This is a genomic window from Chryseomicrobium imtechense (assembly GCF_041475995.1).
Lineage (GTDB): Bacteria > Bacillota > Bacilli > Bacillales_A > Planococcaceae > Chryseomicrobium > Chryseomicrobium aureum.
This window is the reverse complement of the sequence record NZ_JBGOBM010000014.1, coordinates 1-17,433: the sequence shown is the minus strand read 5'-3', so window position 1 is coordinate 17,433 and position 17,433 is coordinate 1. Positions and strand designations below refer to the sequence as shown.

Sequence of the window (17,433 nt, the reverse complement as noted above, 5' to 3'; positions counted from 1 at the left end):
GCTCTACTGGTGAAGAGGGGACATTCTTGGTAAATTACATGATATTTTTATGATATGAATAAGCGCTCAAGGGTTCTTCCTTGTTAACCCCTTAAATAGGTTATTTTGGGGTTAACAAGAGAGGGGTTTACAATTAGTTAACCCCTTCAAGTCAGTCCCCACAAGGGATTGAGGGTGCCTGACAACCCCGACAACCCTACTTTTAACAACCCGGATATTTACGGCATTGGTCTGCTTTGAAAATAGGGGCAATGCCGTGATTATCCGACTTGTTCATTCTTTTACTTCCCTCAAAATATTATCTTCTTTAGCTTGCTTTTCTTCCAATAATCTTGGAATTGATGTCCGCATAAAAAACCTCATCATTTCCCTTTGCGCTTCAGGGGAAATCTCAATTTCAATCTTTGGTGGAATACGGACCATGATCCCGGGGTATTTTTCATGGAAGTGAACTGCATGTACTCTGTCATTAATCGTCCAAAGACTTTGCGCATGAATCTCCTTATTCAATTCTTCAATTACTTGTTCAGTAGCTTGCATGTCTGCGAGATCCAGCATATCTCTTATTTCTGCTGTCTTGTAAAAATGATTCATATAGTTCCTCCTTTGTCTGACTCTTCTACTATTCTCTTAAACAATCGAGATTCCTTTAAACAAGAAAAAAACAGCCAAATTAATAGCTGCTTCTTATCCGAGTGGTCTTATACCTCGCATCTGTAATACGAGTCTGCTTCTATCAGCTATGTTTTCACCTACGAATTCGGAAATCTGATCAGATAACACTCTTCCGACCATTTCTTGAGTAATTCGGATGTGGTGTTCAGTCTTCTGATTACCTACTAGTTCAATCAATTTTTCGAGTAAGGCCTCTACTTTAGAACCGCCTGCTTGTAAGTTCGGTAATTGATTCGGTCGGATCGCTGTCTCTGAACCGCCGCCCATGATCTGCTTAGCTGCAAGCGCCAATAGCTTCATGGCGTCAGTTCTGCGGTTCGGCGCTGTTGGGATGACAAACTCCGGATAACCTTCTTCAGCAAGCATTGACATGCCGGCATCCTTCACAATTCCGCCTGTGGCTAATCCTTTCGGGTTGATAGCCTGTCCGTTCCGCAACACCTCATAGTGCAAGTGAGGGCCTGTAGAAGCTCCTGTGGAACCAACGGTGCCGACCGCTTGACCTGGCTTAATCATTTGCCCCAGTCCTACAAGGTTTCGCGCATTGTGTTGATAAATCCGTTCCATAGCTCCCGATTTAATACGAACATAATTCCCTCGCAGACTGTGATAAGCCGCCTGAACGACCTGTCCTGCAGCCTGTGCAGGGATGAGTGTACCCATCGGCGCACCGTAATCATCGCCCGCGTGATAAGAAGCCTTTTTGGTGATTGGATGAATACGGAACCCGAAACTCGAAGTTTTTCTGAATGGTGCTCCGAATCCTAAGCCACTCCCGTCAAAATCGGATAATTGCTCTTTAATGAAATCTATGGCGCACGACTTCACCTTATTAAAGCCTCCGAACAATTCAGCAGCCACTTATCGAAAATGACCGAAAAACTACAATAGAAATTTTTTTTGAAATCCATTGTTGCCGGATTGTTGCCCAAAACAAAAAGAAAACTCCCGAAACCCTGTTATATCAGAGTTCGGGAGTTCTTTTTACATCATGCCGCCCATTCCACCCATGCCGCCCATATCTGGCATACCGCCACCAGCTGGCTCAGGAATATCTGCAACGACTGCTTCTGTTGTTAAGAACAATGAAGCAACTGAAGCTGCATTTTGTAAAGCTGAACGCGTGACTTTCGTTGGGTCCACAATACCTGCATCCATCATGTTCACCCATTCACCTGTTGCTGCGTTGAAACCGATACCGATTTCTTCACGCTTCAAGCGGTCTACAACGATAGAACCTTCAAGACCTGCGTTTGTAGCGATTTGACGCACTGGCTCTTCTAGAGCACGTAACACGATGCGCACTCCAGTTGCTACGTCGCCTTCTACTGTATCTAAAGTTTCTGCTACTTTGTTGTAGACGTTAACTAAAGCTGTACCTCCACCGGATACGATTCCTTCTTCAACAGCTGCACGCGTAGCATTCAAAGCATCTTCAATGCGAAGTTTACGCTCTTTTAATTCTGTTTCAGTAGCTGCTCCGACTTTGATTACTGCAACACCGCCAGCAAGTTTCGCTAGACGCTCTTGAAGCTTCTCTTTGTCGAACTCAGAAGTTGTTTCTTCTAATTGTGCACGGATTTGGTTGACGCGACCTGCAATGCGGTCAGAGTCTCCAGCACCTTCAACGATTGTCGTGTTTTCTTTCGTTACAACGACTTTCGCAGCACGACCAAGTTGCGTGATGTTCGCTGATTTCAACTCAAGACCTAGATCTTCTGTAATCACTTCAGCACCTGTTAGAGTTGCGATGTCTTCAAGCATCGCTTTACGACGGTCACCGAATCCAGGAGCTTTAACTGCTACTGCATTGAATGTTCCACGTAATTTGTTCACAACTAGAGTGGCTAGTGCTTCGCCTTCAACGTCTTCAGAGATCAATAGAAGTGGTTTTGATTGTTGTACGACTTGCTCAAGCACTGGTAGGATTTCTTGAATGCTTGCAATCTTTTTATCCGTTACTAAGATATATGGATTTTCAAGGACCGCTTCCATCTTATCAGAATCCGTCACCATGTAAGGAGACGCATATCCGCGGTCAAACTGCATACCTTCTACGACGTCTAGCTCAGTCGTGAATCCTTTTGATTCTTCGATTGTAATGACGCCATCGTTCCCAACGCGCTCCATCGCTTCTGCAATCAATTCACCGACTTCATTGTCGCCAGAAGAAATAGAAGCTACTTGTGCAATCGACTCTTTGCCTTCGATTTCTTTTGAGATTGCTTTTAATTCTGTAATAGCTGCTGCGACTGCTTTATCGATTCCTTTACGGATACCGACTGGGTTAGCGCCAGCTGTTACGTTTTTCAAACCTTCACGAATCATCGCTTGTGCTAGGACTGTTGCAGTTGTCGTACCGTCCCCTGCGATATCATTTGTTTTCGAAGCTACTTCAGCTACAAGCTTAGCACCCATGTTTTCAAACGCATCTTCAAGCTCGATGTCTTTTGCAATTGTCACACCATCATTTGTAATCAGTGGTGAACCGAATTTCTTTTCTAATACGACGTTGCGCCCTTTTGGACCAAGCGTCACTTTTACTGCATCTGCTAATTTATCTACGCCACGAAGCATTGCGCTGCGTGCATCTTCACTAAATTTAATTTCTTTTGCCATAATTGATGTTCCTCCTTGTTATTGGATAACCGCTAAAATATCAGCTTCACGAAGAATAAGTAGTTCTTTACCGTCGTACTTTACTTCTGTTCCTGCGTATTTTGAATACAAGACGCGATCCCCAACCTGCACATCTAATTCAGCACGTGTGCCGTTATCAAGGGTGCGACCCGTACCGACAGCAAGTACTTTACCTTCTTGTGGCTTTTCCTTCGCAGAATCTGGAAGTACAATACCTGAAGCTGTTTTTTCTTCTGCCTCGACTAATTCGATAACAATACGATCACCTAGTGGTTTTAACAAATGAAACGACCTCCCTGATAAATGGTAAATGATTTATTAGCACTCTCACTCACAGAGTGCTAACACAATTCTTATAATAATAAACGACAGGAACGATTGCAAGTCAGAAGGTGAATTTTTGGCTAAATTTTTTTCATGCGTTACAATAGAAGAACCACAGCTCAGAAAGGACTTACCTATACATGTCACATCAAAAAATAGCATTCTCTTTGCTGATTACCTACGTCATCATGCAACTCGCAGGTGCAGTCGGCCCAATCCCGCTCCTCTTTCTCTTTGAAAGCATGGGTGTAGAAGACCCTAGGATGCAAGCAGTCGGCTGGTGGATCTTTTCTAGCATGCTCGCAGCAGTAATTATCTTCTTCTATTTCATTCGAAAAGATAAAACATTTCTAAAACCACTTGGCCCGAAACCCGCCTCGAACTTTGGCGTACTTGGCTGGGGTATCGCAGGATTCTTCATGGTGCTGTTTGGACAAGCAGGTGCTGCTTGGATTGAGCAATTGATTGGAATTGAACCAGGTTCTGAAAATACAGCACTGTTCATCGAAATCGCACGCTCGGTGCCTGTCGTCATTTTTGCGATTGCAATTTTCGCACCAATTTTAGAAGAAATCTTGTTCCGTCGTATCTTATTCGGCATGCTGCTTCCAAAGACCAATTTCTTTATTGCAGCACTCATCAGTTCCGTGATGTTCGGGATCATTCACTTTGAACTGAGCCACATTCTACTGTATTCGGTCTCTGGTTTTATATTCGCGTTTATTTACTACAAAACAAAACGCATTGCAGCATCCATCATTGCACACATGCTGTTGAACGGATTTGTTGTCCTCGTTCAATTCTTTAGAGAAGACTTAGAACGCTTTGCAGAACGCCAAGGCCAATTATTCATCCAGTTCTTCATTCAATTCCTGACATAAAAAAAGACCATCCGCGGATGGTCTTTTACTTCGTCTGATGAAGTTGCTGTTCTTCAAGCTTTCGTTTTGCCTCAGCCGCCAAATACTTCCGGTACCCGACACGGGAAACCGCAATACTGATTTCATATAATATGAACAGCGGTACCGACGTGAACAAGTGCGAAATCAAATCCGGTGGTGTGATAAACGCGGCAATAATGAAGAGCACAAAGTATGCCATCTTCCGCGCTTTTACGAGCATCTGTGGATTCACAAGTCCAAGACGCGTCAAAAATAACAACACTATGGGTAGTTGAAAGATTATCCCAAACGGAATCGTAATCTGGAAAATGAAATTAAAGTAATCGTTGATACTGATAATCTGTGTAATTCCAAGTTCTGTTGCAAGTCCCGTCATAAAGGTCATGAGGTAAGGGAACAACAAGAAATACGAGAACGATACCCCGCCAAGAAACAATAGAAAAGCGAACGGGATATAGCTCAGTGTGGCACGTCGCTCCTGCTCTTGCAGTCCTGGACTTACAAATGCCCATAGTTGGTACGATATAATCGGAGACGTAAACGTAAAGGCTAGAAACAACACTACTTTCAGGTAAATCAAAAATGGATCAACGACCTGTAAAGCATTTAACGTAATATTTTGAGCGGGTTCCGCATTTTGTAAATAGTTTATCAATGGTTTCGCTAAAAAAAAGCTACCAATCACAGCAATCGTTAGGAAGAAGACCATAACAAACAACCGTTTTCGGAGCTCATCTAAATGTTCCACCACTGTAAATTCATTATTATTCATGAATGAACATCCTAACTTAACTTACTTCACGTCAGATTTCGGTGGATCTACTTTTTTCACATCATCATCGTCGTCATCTGCTAAGCCTTTTGTAGCCGTCTTAAATTCACGCAAAGTTGAACCCATAGCGCGTCCAAGCTCTGGTAATTTTTTCGGCCCGAACAAAAGAAGTGCAACGATACCAATAACAATTAAGCTAATTGGACCTGCTCCCATTGCGGGCACCTCCTTAAGTAGTATGCCTTCATCTTACATCATTTACTAGCAATTTGCTATTTCTACACAGACCCCAGATGTGACAGTTTAACGTCAACTGTGATTACGAATCATATAAATCAGCGTCTGCAATTCAACAGATAAATCAATCGTCTGTACACGAATCGAAGGACTGACGTTCAAACGGACAGGTGTAAAGTTCAGAATTCCCTTAATCCCTGTCGCTTCAAGCCGTTCTGCTGTCTGTTGTGCTGTTCGACTCGGAACTGTTAAAATACATAACTCGATTCCGAATTCATGAATCTTGTCTTCTAATACATCGGGATGAAAAACAGGAATTCCTGACTTCGTCTTTCCTTCAAGTGGCGCGTGTGTATCAAAGGCGACGACAATCCGTGTGTTGTGGTTCTTGTGGAAATTGTAATTTAAAAATGCTCTCCCTAAGTTTCCCACACCAATCAAAGCAACATTTGTGGCCTCATCTTGATCGAGTGTTTGCCGGAAAAACTGCAAGAGATGCTCGACATCATAGCCATAGCCTTTCTTTCCAAGTGCCCCGAAGTGCGAGAAGTCCCGACGGATCGTTGCAGAATCGATATTCATCGCATCGCTCAGTTCTTGAGACGATACGCGGGTCTGTCCGGCTTTATGAAAGTTTTGCAAAAATCGATAATATAATGGCAAACGCTTTGTCGTTGCCTGAGGTATTTTTTGTTTGTCAGCTGTCACTCTGTTCGCCTCCTGTAAATCAGCTTTATCTTACACCTAGCTGAGTTTCCTGTAAAGCAGGCACATTGCCGAGTGGCGTACTATCCAGTACACTTATAGAAGAGAATAGAGGTGGTCGCATGATCGTACTACAAGTACAAAATATAACAAAATCTTTCGCAGGCGAAGAGGTTTTGATCAATTGTAAATTAGAAGTCAAAGAACGTGAGCGTGTCGCACTAGTCGGCCGCAATGGTGCAGGAAAATCAACGCTTTTGAAAATTATTGCAGGTGAGATGAGTTACGACTCCGGAGAAATCGTCATGCCAAAAAACAAGACATTTGGCTATTTGGAGCAACACTCTGGTCTCGACAGTCCCCTATCCATTTGGGCTGAGATGATGACTGTGTTCGAACCCATCAAAAAACAAGAGGCTACACTGCGAGAACTTGAGCACCAAATGGCCGACCCGGACGTTTACAACAATCCGGAACTTTATGCAAAAGTGACGCAAGACTATGACCGACTACAACAAGACTTTAAAGACGCAGGCGGCTTCCGCTATGAAAGTGACACACGGTCCATTTTACACGGACTTCAGTTCTACCCAGAAGACTATGACAAGCCTGTGCAGTCCCTCTCCGGTGGACAACGGACCCGTTTAGCGCTCGCAAAACAACTGCTCATTCAGCCGGACTTGCTGCTTTTAGACGAGCCAACCAACCACTTGGATATTGAAACGCTCGGCTTTTTAGAAAATTATTTGAAGAACTACCCGGGCTCTATTGTCATCGTCTCCCATGACCGCTACTTTTTAGATCAAGTGACGAATCTCGTGTACGAGATCTCACGCCGGAAAATGACCCGTTATGTCGGAAACTATTCTGCGTACCTTGAACAAAAGGCGCTGGATTATGAAAAAGATGTGAAGACCTTTGAACGCCAACAAGAAGAAAAAGCGAAACTTGAAGATTTCATCAGTCGCAACTTGGCACGTGCTTCTACAACGAAGATGGCCCAGTCACGACGTAAAGTATTGGAAAAGACCGATTGGATGGACTCTCCCGCTGGCGATGAAAAGTCTGCATCTTTTGGCTTCTCCATCGAACGTGAAAGTGGCAATGATGTACTTCGTATCGACAATCTTGCTATTGGCTACGAATCTAAACAAGTCGCATCTGGCATTACGTTTCCTATCTATAAGAAAGACCGCATCGCGCTGATTGGTCCGAACGGAATCGGCAAATCGACGTTGCTGAAGACAGTGATGAAAAAAGTACCTGCTTTTGAAGGTACGGTTCATTACGGAACCAATGTACAATTTGGCTACTACGATCAAGATCAAGCAGATATAAAATCATCCAAGTCTGTCTTGCAAGAGCTGTGGGACGAGTGGCCGATGTTAAATGAAAAAGACGTGCGGAACGCTCTTGGTCGCTTCTTGTTTTCAGGTGACGATGTGCTGAAACCTGTCACTTCTTTATCTGGAGGAGAAAAAGGACGACTTGCTCTAGCAAAATTAATGCTGTTAAAAGCGAATACACTTGTGTTGGATGAGCCAACGAACCACTTGGATCTTGATAGCAAAGAAGTCCTAGAGAATGCCCTGCTCGATTTTCCGGGAACACTATTGTTTGTTTCCCATGACCGGTACTTTATCAACCGTATTGCCACAAAAGTTGTGGAGCTCTCACCTACAGGCAGTCATGTCTATTTAGGTGATTACGATTATTATCTAGAAAAGAAAGAAGAAGAACTCGAACTTAAACAGCTAGCTCAGATAGAAGCAAACCACTCTTCTCCTACTCCCGTTGTCACGACAACACAGATTGATAAGTCTGCGAAAAAACGCGAACGTCAAATCACGCGTCGTGTAACAGAGCTCGAAGATCAACTAGCCGTTCTCGAACAAAAGAAAGCAGTGATTGAAGAGGAGCTATGCAAACCGGAAGTATTCGGTGACCACGAACAAGTAGCATCGCTCAATGCAGAACTTGAAGTCATACAAGGCGAGCATGACACCCTGTCAATGGAGTGGCTTGAGTTGCAAGAAGAGCTTGAAACGTTGTAACAGGACCAGCATTCGTGCTGGTTCTTTTTTATTCGACAAGAAGCATCTACATATTGGTCAAGAGGCAATTTAAGAAAGTTTTTTTCCACAGATTTGCACACATTGAAAATGGCTTTAAATAAACTATCAACAGACTTATACACATTATCCACAGGTGTTTTTTGTGGTTTTGCAGTTTCGTACACAAAATACACCCACTATATATTGTGTTATCCATAGTTATGCACAAGTTACCCACAAATTGTGCATAAGTACAGATGTTCCCTCTTGACGAATGATGTCACATTTGATAAAAGACTGTAATCTTTGTAATAAAAAAGACCGTAGAGAATTTCTCTACAGTCCATTCCAGCTCGAAAGTGGCATGCCAGGTCGCCCATTCATTGCATAATCGCTTCGAGCACCTGCTATAAATTTAGAATATCCCGCTGCTGCTATCATTGCTGCATTATCCGTGCACAACGGAAGGCTAGGTACATAAAACGGCACATCCGCTTCTGCGAAAGTTGTTTCCAACGCCGTACGCAGCCCTTTGTTCGCAGCAACCCCTCCTGCTGCAATCACTTGCTTCACGCCATACTCTTTCGCTGCTCGGCGCGTCTTCTCAACGACAACTTCTACTACACTTTGCTGAAAGCCTGCAGCGACATGTGATGGGTTGATCTCTTGGCCTTTTTGTTGCAAATTATGTTGGTAGTTGATGACGGCAGACTTCAAACCACTGAAACTGAAATCATACGAACCTTCTTCCAACCAGACTCGGGGGAAATCGACTGCTCCGTCACTCTCAGATGCAAGACGGTCGATATGAGGCCCACCTGGATATGGAAGTGATAGTACGCGGGCTACTTTATCATACGCTTCGCCTGCTGCATCATCACGTGTCTCTCCGATTTTTTCAAAGTGACCATCTTCTTGCATGACGATCAGTTCTGTATGCCCTCCAGAGATGACCAGTGCGAGCATTGGAAACTCCATTGGATTCTCTAGTGCGTTCGCATAAATATGTCCAGCAATGTGATGAACGCCAATGAGTGGTAGCTGATGTGCAAATGCAAAGGCTTTTGCAGCTTGGATACCAATGAGAAGCGCACCCACAAGTCCGGGACCTTCTGTCACAGCGACGGCGTCTAACTCTTTTGGCTCAATGGCTGCTTGCGTCAGAGCTTCTTCTATGACAAGTGTGATTTGCTCTACGTGATGGCGAGACGCCACTTCGGGTACGACCCCTCCGAAACGCTTATGGCTCTCAATTTGGGAAGCAACCACATTTGAGACAATCACTGTTCCATCTTTTACAATAGAAGCTGCAGTCTCATCACAACTTGTTTCAATTCCTAATATATATGTCATGTAAATTCCACCCACATTACGAGCGCATCTTCATGCGTATCCGTATAATAATTTTTTCGTATACCGCCTTCTTGGAAACCTAGCTTCCGGTAGAGGTTTTGCGCCGTATCATTCGAGACACGCACTTCGAGTGTCATAACGCGTCCACCGTTTTCGCGCGTGACGCGAATCGCTTCTCGCATCAAGGCTTCTCCAAAACCGTTCCCTCTAGCACGAGTCGTCACCGCTACATTCGTGATATGACATTCATCTGTCACAAGCCACATTCCACAAAATGCAATCACTTCAGACGCCTGATTTTCTCCGACAATATAATAAGCAAAACGATTTGCGAGCATTTCATTGACGAACGCTTCTCGTGACCAAGGCGTCGGGAATGCTTCTTTTTCTAGTTCCCAAACGGCATCCACATCGTCTAGTGTCATCCGTCGAAACGTAATGAACTCAGTCATTGGCTTTCATCCAATTCACTTCAGCTTCTGTTAACCGCAAATAGTCCGGTGTGAGCTCGTGGATGGAAGTAGCTGGTTCTAGTTTTTGTGCAAGACTGATCAATTCAGACGCACGTGGTAGCTGCTCTCCAACACCTGCAAAATACGACACCAGACCGGAAGCCAAAATTGCTTCTTCAAACAGCTTGGCATCTTGTCCGCACCACAAAACAGGCCGTTCCTGTTGGTGTAAAAATTCAAGTAGGTCTGCAAATGAGCGGTGCGCTTCTGTAAGTACAGTTTGTTTGTCATAGACACCAGCAAAAACGTGTTGGCGTCTCGCATCCATCACACTAACAGTCAATCCGTCAAACCACTTCCCAGGCGTTGCAAGGACCGCGAGACTCGACACTGGATAGACAGGAATGTTGAGTGACCAACCTAGTGTCTTCGCTAAGGTCATTCCGATACGAATGCCCGTATAAGATCCAGGTCCTTTCGCTACAGCAATCGCTGACAGCTGGTCCGGTGTTATGCCTGCTTCTTTCATAATACGTTCGATAGTCGGCATTGCAGCTACCGAATGGGTCGTTTTAAAACTATCCGTATGTTCAATCAAAAGTTGCCCGTCTTCAACGAGTGCCACACTCAGTGGTGTATTCGATGTATCAATTCCCAGCCAGATCATGTGCCATCTCCTTAATCAATTGGTTCATTCGGGGAGTTGTACCCGTCATTTCACAGACGCGTTCGCCTGTGGATGCAAATCGAATGGTCATATCGATTCGTTCATCCGGCAAAGCGTACTCGATATACTGTGCCCACTCCACAACAGCGACTGCGTCTTGGCGGAAGTAATCTTCCCACCCAAGGTCTTCTTCACTGTCTGCCAAACGGTATACGTCCATATGATAAAAAGGGACTCTCCCCTCGTACTCTTTAATGATTGTGAACGTTGGACTGTTGACGGTCCCTTCCACACCGAGCGCTTTTGCAAAGTATTTTGTCCATGTCGTCTTCCCAGCACCTAGGTCTCCTTCAAGCGTGATGACCTCGCCTCCTGACATGCAGTCTGCAAGTGCTTGGGCATGGCGCTCTGTTTGTTGTAACGTTGTAAAGTTAAATTGCTGCATTGTCATTCTCCGTTCTAGTCACTGCTCTCCATTATAATATGAAGCGCTGTTTGATGCCACCTATGCAAACCAGCTTCTGACGCGTTCAAATAGTGAGAGTTTTCGTTCTGGAAGCTTTTGAAGACGTTCTCTGATGACTGGCACAAGAGTCTGCTCCACGACTTTATAACCCGCTTCTCCGTAGTGCAATCCGTCATCATCTTGTCCTTTTAAAGCTGTTTTCATATCAGTTTGTTTGATAAATGCATCGTATAAGTCTGCAAACCCTGTATTGAACTCCGCTACCACTTCTTTTAAAGCTTCTCCATACGCTTCAATGACCTGATTTGAGCGCTGCGTCTGCTTGTCCTCATCGACAGGTGGCGGGGTCACTAAGATACAACGGTCTGGACCAATCGCTTTGACCATTTGTTCCAGGTTCGCTTTATACATCTCACGCGGAACGTGTTTATGAGCTGATGAATCGTTCGAACCAAATTGGATGACAACAAGGTCTGGCTGTTCGGCTATCACATCTTTTTGTAGCCGCTTCATCGCATCATTAGTTGTGTCTCCGCTAACACCTTTATTACGAATCTGGTGTTCAGGAAAATGTGGTTCTAGGTGCGCATTGATCATTGGTTTATCGAGTCCTTCATGACGTGCTGTTAAGCTATCTCCAAATAGTACGATTTTCATAGTGACTTTCCTCCAGGTTTCAGATGGCGTGTAATGATGGTATTATATCGTGTGGACCATTTCGTCCAGTTTTCAGAAAGGGGGATTATCCGTGGCAAAAAAACGGATTCACTGGCTGGATGCTGCCAAAGGATTTTTGATGATACTCGTCGTTCTTGGCCATTACCCGCATGACATGCCATTCCCATTGATTCAATATATTTATTGGTTTCATATGCCAGCTTTCTTTTTACTTAGCGGCATTTTCTTTAAAGAAGTACATTCGTTAAAAGACGCAAAAGGGTCTCTAACAAAACGGTTTATGCAACTGTTATTCCCGTATTTCTTTTTCTTAATCGCAATCACAACCGTTCGGTATTCCATTGAGCTTGCTACGTTGAACTTCGATTGGCGTTGGTATGCAGAAGATTTCTTGAAAATCTTCGTTGGAGGACGATTTGCCCGAGGTGCATACGGAGTCATCTGGTTTATTACAACTCTTTATTTCTCGTATGTGATTTTCACTTTCTTGACGCTCTATACGAAACGCTACACACAATGGGTGATTCTTGCTCTATTATATACTATCGCACATATCCAAAGCTTCTGGGCAATGGATGTCGTCGGGGGAGCACCGGATGAAGCGAGCCAGACGATTCCGATGCTTTGGAACCTGGATGTCGCATTTATTGCCGTTGTGTACTTTGCAATCGGAAGCTATTTGAAGACGTTTTGGTTGGAGGTACCTCATAAAGTAGGTGTTGCAGGCATAGCAGTAACAACAATCGCTGTTGTGGTCGATAAAATTGGTTGGATCGATTACCATTTGAGTCTCAAATTCTTGCGCTACAACCATTTCTTCTTGGACTTGATCATTCCAATTGCGATGATTCTCTCGTTTGTTTGGATTTTCCAATTGCTTGCTAGCAAGTTTGAGATGAAGCCTATGCAAGTCATTGAAAAACACTCGATCGCCATCATGTACTTGCATATCTTTACGTACATGATTTTAAACGATTATTTCTTACTTGGACCTATTGGATTCACAGTAGCAGGAATTGTCTTCCCGATTCTCGCATCTATTGCCATACAGAAGCTCATTCCTCATGGCGAAGTGTTGCTTGGAAATATTTCGCGCTTTTATGTAACGAAAAAAAGAGTCAGCAAGTCTAATGGCTAAAGGAGGAATCGCACATGGCAAAGAAATTACAAGTTCTACTCGGTTTACTCATGCTCGCTTTCTTACTTATAGCTTGTGGCTCAACTGAACAAGGAGAGACTTCGGGCGAAGGAGGAGAAGAGATGACAAATGAATTGACACAGCAACTTCAAGAACAAGATGGGGAGTATACACTTGTGATTACGAATGGCACGGATGAGGATGTGACACTCTCGTTTACAAGTGGTCAATTATTCGAATACCAACTGCTTGATGACGCGGGTGAGACCGTCTACACGTATTCCATGAATAAAATGTTCACTCAAGCACTAACGGAGCAAACAGTAGCTGCTGGAGATACATGGGAGCTTCCTCTAGAACTTTCAACAGAACTTGCCGCGATGTCTGTTCCAGAAGGCACGTACCAGTTAGATGTCTGGTCACTAGCTGAACAATTCGATGGTGAAAAAGTGACAATTGAAAATTTTGAGTGGTCTGGACAATAGAAAAAGCACTTCCCGTGATCGCGGGAAGTGCTTTTTCTATTACCCTTTCGTTCCTCCAGCCGTCAAGCCAGAAACGAAATACTTTTGGAAAGCTAAGAACAACAAGGCAATCGGCACAGAGACTAGTACTGCTCCTGCAGCGAACGTCGTAAATGAATTCCCGAACTGCTTCGCAACCAAATCATACAATCCAACAGCTAGCGTAAACTGCTCATTGGAACGTAATAAGATACGCGCGATGATGAAGTCTCCTAGTGGTGCGATAAATGCAAAGAGCGCAACAACAGAGATGATCGGCTTAGCCAGTGGCATGATAATCTGGATAAAGATACGGAAGTGTCCCGCTCCGTCCATACGTGCTGACTCGTCTAAGTCTTTTGGAATCGTATCCAAGTACCCTTTCATCAACCACGTACTCATCGGAATTTGTCCACCTACATAAAACAGAATTAATCCATAATGGCTATCGATCAATCCTAAGCGTGTCGCTAGAACAAAGATTGCGATCAATGCAGCGAAGTTTGGAATCATTTGAAGAATCAAGAACGTCATCAAACCATTCTTACGTCCAACAAAACGGTAACGTGAGAATGAATAGGCTGTGAACGATACTAAAATCACAGAAAGAACCATTGTCAGTAAGCTGATCTTCATTGAATTCCAGTACCATAACAAATAATTCGAACGCTCTAAATCAAACAAGAATGCATAATGTTTTAATGTTGGGTTTTCAGGAATCATTCGTGACCCTGACAAGCTATCCCCTGGGTTAAATGAAGAACCTAGTACCCATAGGAGTGGATACAATACAATCGCACACATCGTCAAGATGATTAGATACGATACTGTCAAACGAATTAATTTCCCTTGTTTCTTCGACATTACATCATATCCTCCTCTTGGAACGACTTCGTTCTTCTAAACTGCCATAAAGCTACAGTGATAACGATGATGGAAAGTATCATCGTGATAGCTGCTGCTTTTCCGTACTGGGCACTGGTCATCGTCAAGCGGTAGATCCACGAGATCAAGATATCTGTACCCCCTGCATTCTGACTCGGCAGTGCAGGTCCCCCTCCATTGAACAGGAAGATTACGTTGAAGTTATTAAAGTTAAATGTATATTGCGTAATTAAAATAGGTGCTGTTGCGTACAAAACAAGTGGTAACGTGATGGAGAAAAACTTCTGGAAAACAGAAGCTCCATCTACATCCGCTGCTTCGTACAACTCTTCCGGAATCGACTGGAGGATACCTGTTGTCATCGCGAAGATGAACGGGAAGCCTAGCCATGATTGAATCATAATCAATGCTATCCGCGTAAATGTTTCGTTCGTCATCCATGGGATTGCATCCATACCAATCATTGGTAAGATCACACGGTTGATGACCCCAAACGTATCATTAAACATTCCTGAGAAAATCAAGATTGTAATGAACGATGGTACTGCCCAAGGCAAAATCATAATCGTACGGAAAAGAACTTTTCCTTTTAAATCTTTTTGGTTGATCAAGATGGCTAAGAAAATACCAAGTGCCACTTGCAGCGTCGTTGCCCCAAACGTCCACACAATCGTCCAAGTCAATACAGAGAAGAATGTAGAACGCCAGACATCTAATGTAAAGATGTCTTTGAAGTTTTGAATACCTACCCAGTCCACTAAGTTTGCAGGTGGGGAGTGATACAAATCATAGTTCGTAAACGCTAATAATAATACGAAGATAATCGGGAAAATAACTACGAAAATCAACAAGAAGAACCCCGGTGAAATCATCAGATACGGGAATCCATTGTCAATCAGGTTATGATACTGCTGACGAACAGAATTGACCCCTTCACCTAGATCGCGACGCTTTCCGTTATGATACGCATCATAAAGGTTAAATGCGTAAATCCCGAGTCCCATTAAAGTAAGTAATACAGCAATAATTCCATCAATCAATAAGAAAATGGAGTGATCTAGCTTCGGAATTTCACCAAGGGTTATAAGGCCCCAGTAACCAAAACCAATGTATTGAAAAAATACTGAGCCAAATGAAACAGCCAAAATCAGAAAGACAAGACCTTTAAGAATTTGTTTGTTGTAAAATTGCCCGACCCCTGGAATTAAGGATAACAGCATCGCCGTTTTCCTGTGTTTTGTGGAAGATGTTGATTCTTTCATTCGGCCTAGCCTCCTAAGTGCAGTGCACGTGTTCATAAATCGAATATGTATAAAAAATGGAAGGAAAAGCGGTGGCACGTGAATGCCTCCCCGCTTTTCCTAAGTGTTAGGATTAATGATTTGTTTCGATGTTTGTTTTGATTTGATCAACCGCTTCGTCTAAAGCAGATTTCGAATCTGATTTGCTTGTTGCGATTGTTTGTAGAGCTGAAGCCATTGGCCCCCAAACCTCACCCATCTCTGGGATGTTTGGCATTGGCACAGCGTATTGTGATTGAAGGGCTACAGCTTTAGCGCCTTCGTTGTCAGCGATTGCAGGCTCTTCAACTAGCGCTACGTTTGCTGGGATTTCAGAAACTGCTTCGAAACGCGCAAGTGATACTTCATCACTTGTTAAGTGTTCGATTAATTTTGTTGACCAGTATGGGTACTCAGTGAATGATGTTACGTTCCATCCTTTAACACCCATGAATGTTTTCATTGGCTCACCGTTTGGAAGTGTTGGCATTGCTGCTACACCGATGTCGATTCCAGCGTCACGCATACCTTGGAATGCCCATGGTCCGTTCATAACTGAAGCCACTTTACCTTCGTTGAACAAGCCGTCCATTGCTGCTCCACCAGTTTCACCGACGATACCTGCTGGGAATAATCCCTCAGAGTACCATTGTTGAATGTAGTCAGCACCTTCAACAGCGCCTTCGTTGTTTAGACCGATATCTTCACGGTCAAGACCTTCAGCACCTTCACCGAATACATAACCACCCATACCACCTAGTACAGCGTGTGCGAAGTAGAAGTTATCCCAAAGTGCTAGGAAACCGTAGTTGTCTCCTGAAGTAAAATCTTTAGAGAATGTGTAAAGCTCGTCCATCGTTGCAGGAGCTTCGTCCATCAATGCTTTGTTATAAATAAATACTGGTGTTTCAGTAGCTTTTGGTAATCCGTAAAGAGCCCCATTGTACATTTGAGCTGATACTGATGACTCGCTGTAACGAGCTAATACGTCATCTTCAACTGAGATTTCTTGAATTAGACCCTCTGTTACAACTTGACCAATTTGATCGTGTGGAAGTGTTACGATATCTGGTGCATTTCCAGCAGGACCATCTAAACGTAATTGATCACGGATAGCGTCTGCCATATTTAATTCTTTAAATTCAACTTGAATGCCGTGCTCTGCTTCAAATGAAGCAATTGCATCTTCTAACCAACCTGCAGACTTGTCGATATCTTCCCAGATAACAAGTTTTTCAGGCTTTTCTTCTGTTGCTGCTTCTTCTGTATTTGTAGACCCCTCTGGTGCTTCAGCTTGTTCTTCGCGATCTGGTGCACAAGCTGCAACAATCATCGCTACGAATAATACTAGCAATAAAACTAACCAATTCTTTTTCATAATGCCCCTCCTCTTAGGTTTTCCCCACTCATGCAAGCGTTTGCACACCGCTCATAAATAAATTTCACATCGTCCAGATATGTAAGCATTTTTATAATTCATCCGGAAACTACGTGAAAGCAGTGAAAACGTTTGCATAAATTTAATTTTATTATAGCGTGAATTCACAATATTACAATGCTTTTTTACAATTCTTTTTCAAATTGCTCCTTTTGATTCAGTTGAACCTTAGCTATGTCAGAACTTTATAAGAAAATCCGGCCAAAAACCCTGGCCGGACCTTTTTGAACTATTTCACATCTGATATTTGATAGTGGGCTCCGG

General features: G+C 43.5%; 19 protein-coding genes. 4 read left to right on the top strand and 15 right to left on the bottom strand.

Translation table 11 applies throughout. From position 1 onward, the window contains the following. Positions 1-273 precede the first annotated feature (273 nt). The 4 genes from AB5N96_RS11665 to groES form a co-directional block, all read right to left on the bottom strand. Positions 274-594: a hypothetical protein gene (locus tag AB5N96_RS11665; RefSeq protein ID WP_499705602.1), complete on the bottom strand. Its 321-nt coding sequence runs from the start codon at positions 592-594 to the stop codon at positions 274-276. Positions 595-687: 93 nt separating this feature from the next. Then, positions 688-1,503 carry a M23 family metallopeptidase gene (locus AB5N96_RS11660; protein WP_499705601.1) on the bottom strand — a complete coding sequence of 272 codons (816 nt, stop codon included), beginning with the start codon at positions 1,501-1,503 and terminating at the stop codon, positions 688-690. Between the two features lie 156 nt (positions 1,504-1,659). Beyond that, entirely contained in the window at positions 1,660-3,294 is a 1,635-nt protein-coding gene (gene groL / locus AB5N96_RS11655; protein WP_499705600.1) for a chaperonin GroEL, read from the bottom strand. 18 nt (positions 3,295-3,312) lie between these two features. Continuing rightward, on the bottom strand, positions 3,313-3,597 hold the full coding sequence (gene groES / locus AB5N96_RS11650) for a co-chaperone GroES (protein ID WP_204590731.1): 285 nt from the start codon (positions 3,595-3,597) through the stop codon (positions 3,313-3,315). 182 nt (positions 3,598-3,779) lie between these two features. On the opposite strand from groES, the gene AB5N96_RS11645 reads away from it, so the two are divergent. Then, positions 3,780-4,520, top strand: coding sequence for a CPBP family intramembrane glutamic endopeptidase (locus tag AB5N96_RS11645; protein ID WP_204590733.1), 741 nt, complete (start codon positions 3,780-3,782; stop codon positions 4,518-4,520). A 25-nt stretch (positions 4,521-4,545) separates the two neighbouring features. Here AB5N96_RS11645 and tatC read toward each other — a convergent pair whose 3' ends face one another. The 3 genes from tatC to AB5N96_RS11630 form a co-directional block, all read right to left on the bottom strand. Continuing rightward, complete coding sequence (tatC, locus tag AB5N96_RS11640) at positions 4,546-5,313, bottom strand: twin-arginine translocase subunit TatC (RefSeq protein ID WP_499705599.1); 768 nt, start codon at positions 5,311-5,313, stop codon at positions 4,546-4,548. 21 nt (positions 5,314-5,334) lie between these two features. Beyond that, positions 5,335-5,529, bottom strand: a complete 195-nt coding sequence (locus tag AB5N96_RS11635) for a twin-arginine translocase TatA/TatE family subunit (protein ID WP_204590738.1) — start codon at positions 5,527-5,529, stop codon at positions 5,335-5,337. A gap of 93 nt (positions 5,530-5,622) precedes the next feature. Beyond that, complete coding sequence (locus AB5N96_RS11630; RefSeq protein WP_499705598.1) at positions 5,623-6,258, bottom strand: redox-sensing transcriptional repressor Rex; 636 nt, start codon at positions 6,256-6,258, stop codon at positions 5,623-5,625. A gap of 119 nt (positions 6,259-6,377) precedes the next feature. Between AB5N96_RS11630 and AB5N96_RS11625 the strand changes: the two genes are divergently transcribed. Continuing rightward, the gene (locus AB5N96_RS11625) at positions 6,378-8,309 is read left to right on the top strand and encodes an ABC-F family ATP-binding cassette domain-containing protein (protein WP_499705597.1); all 1,932 of its coding nucleotides are present in this window, start codon (positions 6,378-6,380) and stop codon (positions 8,307-8,309) included. A 336-nt stretch (positions 8,310-8,645) separates the two neighbouring features. On the opposite strand, the gene tsaD is transcribed toward AB5N96_RS11625, so the two are convergent. From tsaD to AB5N96_RS11600, 5 genes are read right to left on the bottom strand one after another with little or no spacing between them, the layout of a single operon-like run. Further along, on the bottom strand, positions 8,646-9,662 hold the full coding sequence (tsaD, locus tag AB5N96_RS11620) for a tRNA (adenosine(37)-N6)-threonylcarbamoyltransferase complex transferase subunit TsaD (protein WP_499705596.1): 1,017 nt from the start codon (positions 9,660-9,662) through the stop codon (positions 8,646-8,648). Then, the gene (gene rimI, locus AB5N96_RS11615; RefSeq protein ID WP_392455831.1) at positions 9,659-10,114 is read right to left on the bottom strand and encodes a ribosomal protein S18-alanine N-acetyltransferase; all 456 of its coding nucleotides are present in this window, start codon (positions 10,112-10,114) and stop codon (positions 9,659-9,661) included. The genes tsaD and rimI overlap by 4 nt, the downstream gene beginning before the upstream one ends. Then, entirely contained in the window at positions 10,107-10,781 is a 675-nt protein-coding gene (gene tsaB / locus AB5N96_RS11610; RefSeq protein WP_499705595.1) for a tRNA (adenosine(37)-N6)-threonylcarbamoyltransferase complex dimerization subunit type 1 TsaB, read from the bottom strand. The genes rimI and tsaB overlap by 8 nt, the downstream gene beginning before the upstream one ends. After that, positions 10,762-11,226 (bottom strand): tRNA (adenosine(37)-N6)-threonylcarbamoyltransferase complex ATPase subunit type 1 TsaE, encoded by a 465-nt coding sequence (gene tsaE, locus AB5N96_RS11605; RefSeq protein WP_499705594.1) that lies wholly within the window; start codon positions 11,224-11,226, stop codon positions 10,762-10,764. Before tsaE ends, tsaB begins: the two co-directional genes overlap by 20 nt. A 60-nt stretch (positions 11,227-11,286) precedes the next feature. After that, complete coding sequence (locus AB5N96_RS11600; RefSeq protein WP_499705593.1) at positions 11,287-11,904, bottom strand: SGNH/GDSL hydrolase family protein; 618 nt, start codon at positions 11,902-11,904, stop codon at positions 11,287-11,289. A gap of 91 nt (positions 11,905-11,995) precedes the next feature. Here AB5N96_RS11600 and AB5N96_RS11595 point away from each other — a divergent pair, with 91 nt between their 5' ends. Both AB5N96_RS11595 and AB5N96_RS11590 read left to right on the top strand, forming a co-directional pair. Further along, complete coding sequence (locus AB5N96_RS11595) at positions 11,996-13,063, top strand: acyltransferase family protein (protein WP_204590751.1); 1,068 nt, start codon at positions 11,996-11,998, stop codon at positions 13,061-13,063. A gap of 14 nt (positions 13,064-13,077) precedes the next feature. Continuing rightward, the gene (locus AB5N96_RS11590; RefSeq protein WP_499705592.1) at positions 13,078-13,548 is read left to right on the top strand and encodes a BsuPI-related putative proteinase inhibitor; all 471 of its coding nucleotides are present in this window, start codon (positions 13,078-13,080) and stop codon (positions 13,546-13,548) included. A 39-nt stretch (positions 13,549-13,587) separates the two neighbouring features. On the opposite strand, the gene AB5N96_RS11585 is transcribed toward AB5N96_RS11590, so the two are convergent. The 3 genes from AB5N96_RS11585 to AB5N96_RS11575 all read right to left on the bottom strand — a co-directional run bounded on the left by AB5N96_RS11585 (position 13,588) and on the right by AB5N96_RS11575 (position 17,109). Then, entirely contained in the window at positions 13,588-14,430 is an 843-nt protein-coding gene (locus AB5N96_RS11585; RefSeq protein ID WP_204590755.1) for a sugar ABC transporter permease, read from the bottom strand. Beyond that, entirely contained in the window at positions 14,430-15,713 is a 1,284-nt protein-coding gene (locus AB5N96_RS11580) for a carbohydrate ABC transporter permease (RefSeq protein ID WP_204590757.1), read from the bottom strand. Before AB5N96_RS11580 ends, AB5N96_RS11585 begins: the two co-directional genes overlap by 1 nt. Positions 15,714-15,825: 112 nt before the next feature. After that, complete coding sequence (locus tag AB5N96_RS11575; RefSeq protein WP_204590759.1) at positions 15,826-17,109, bottom strand: extracellular solute-binding protein; 1,284 nt, start codon at positions 17,107-17,109, stop codon at positions 15,826-15,828. Between the last annotated feature and the right edge of the window lie 324 nt (positions 17,110-17,433).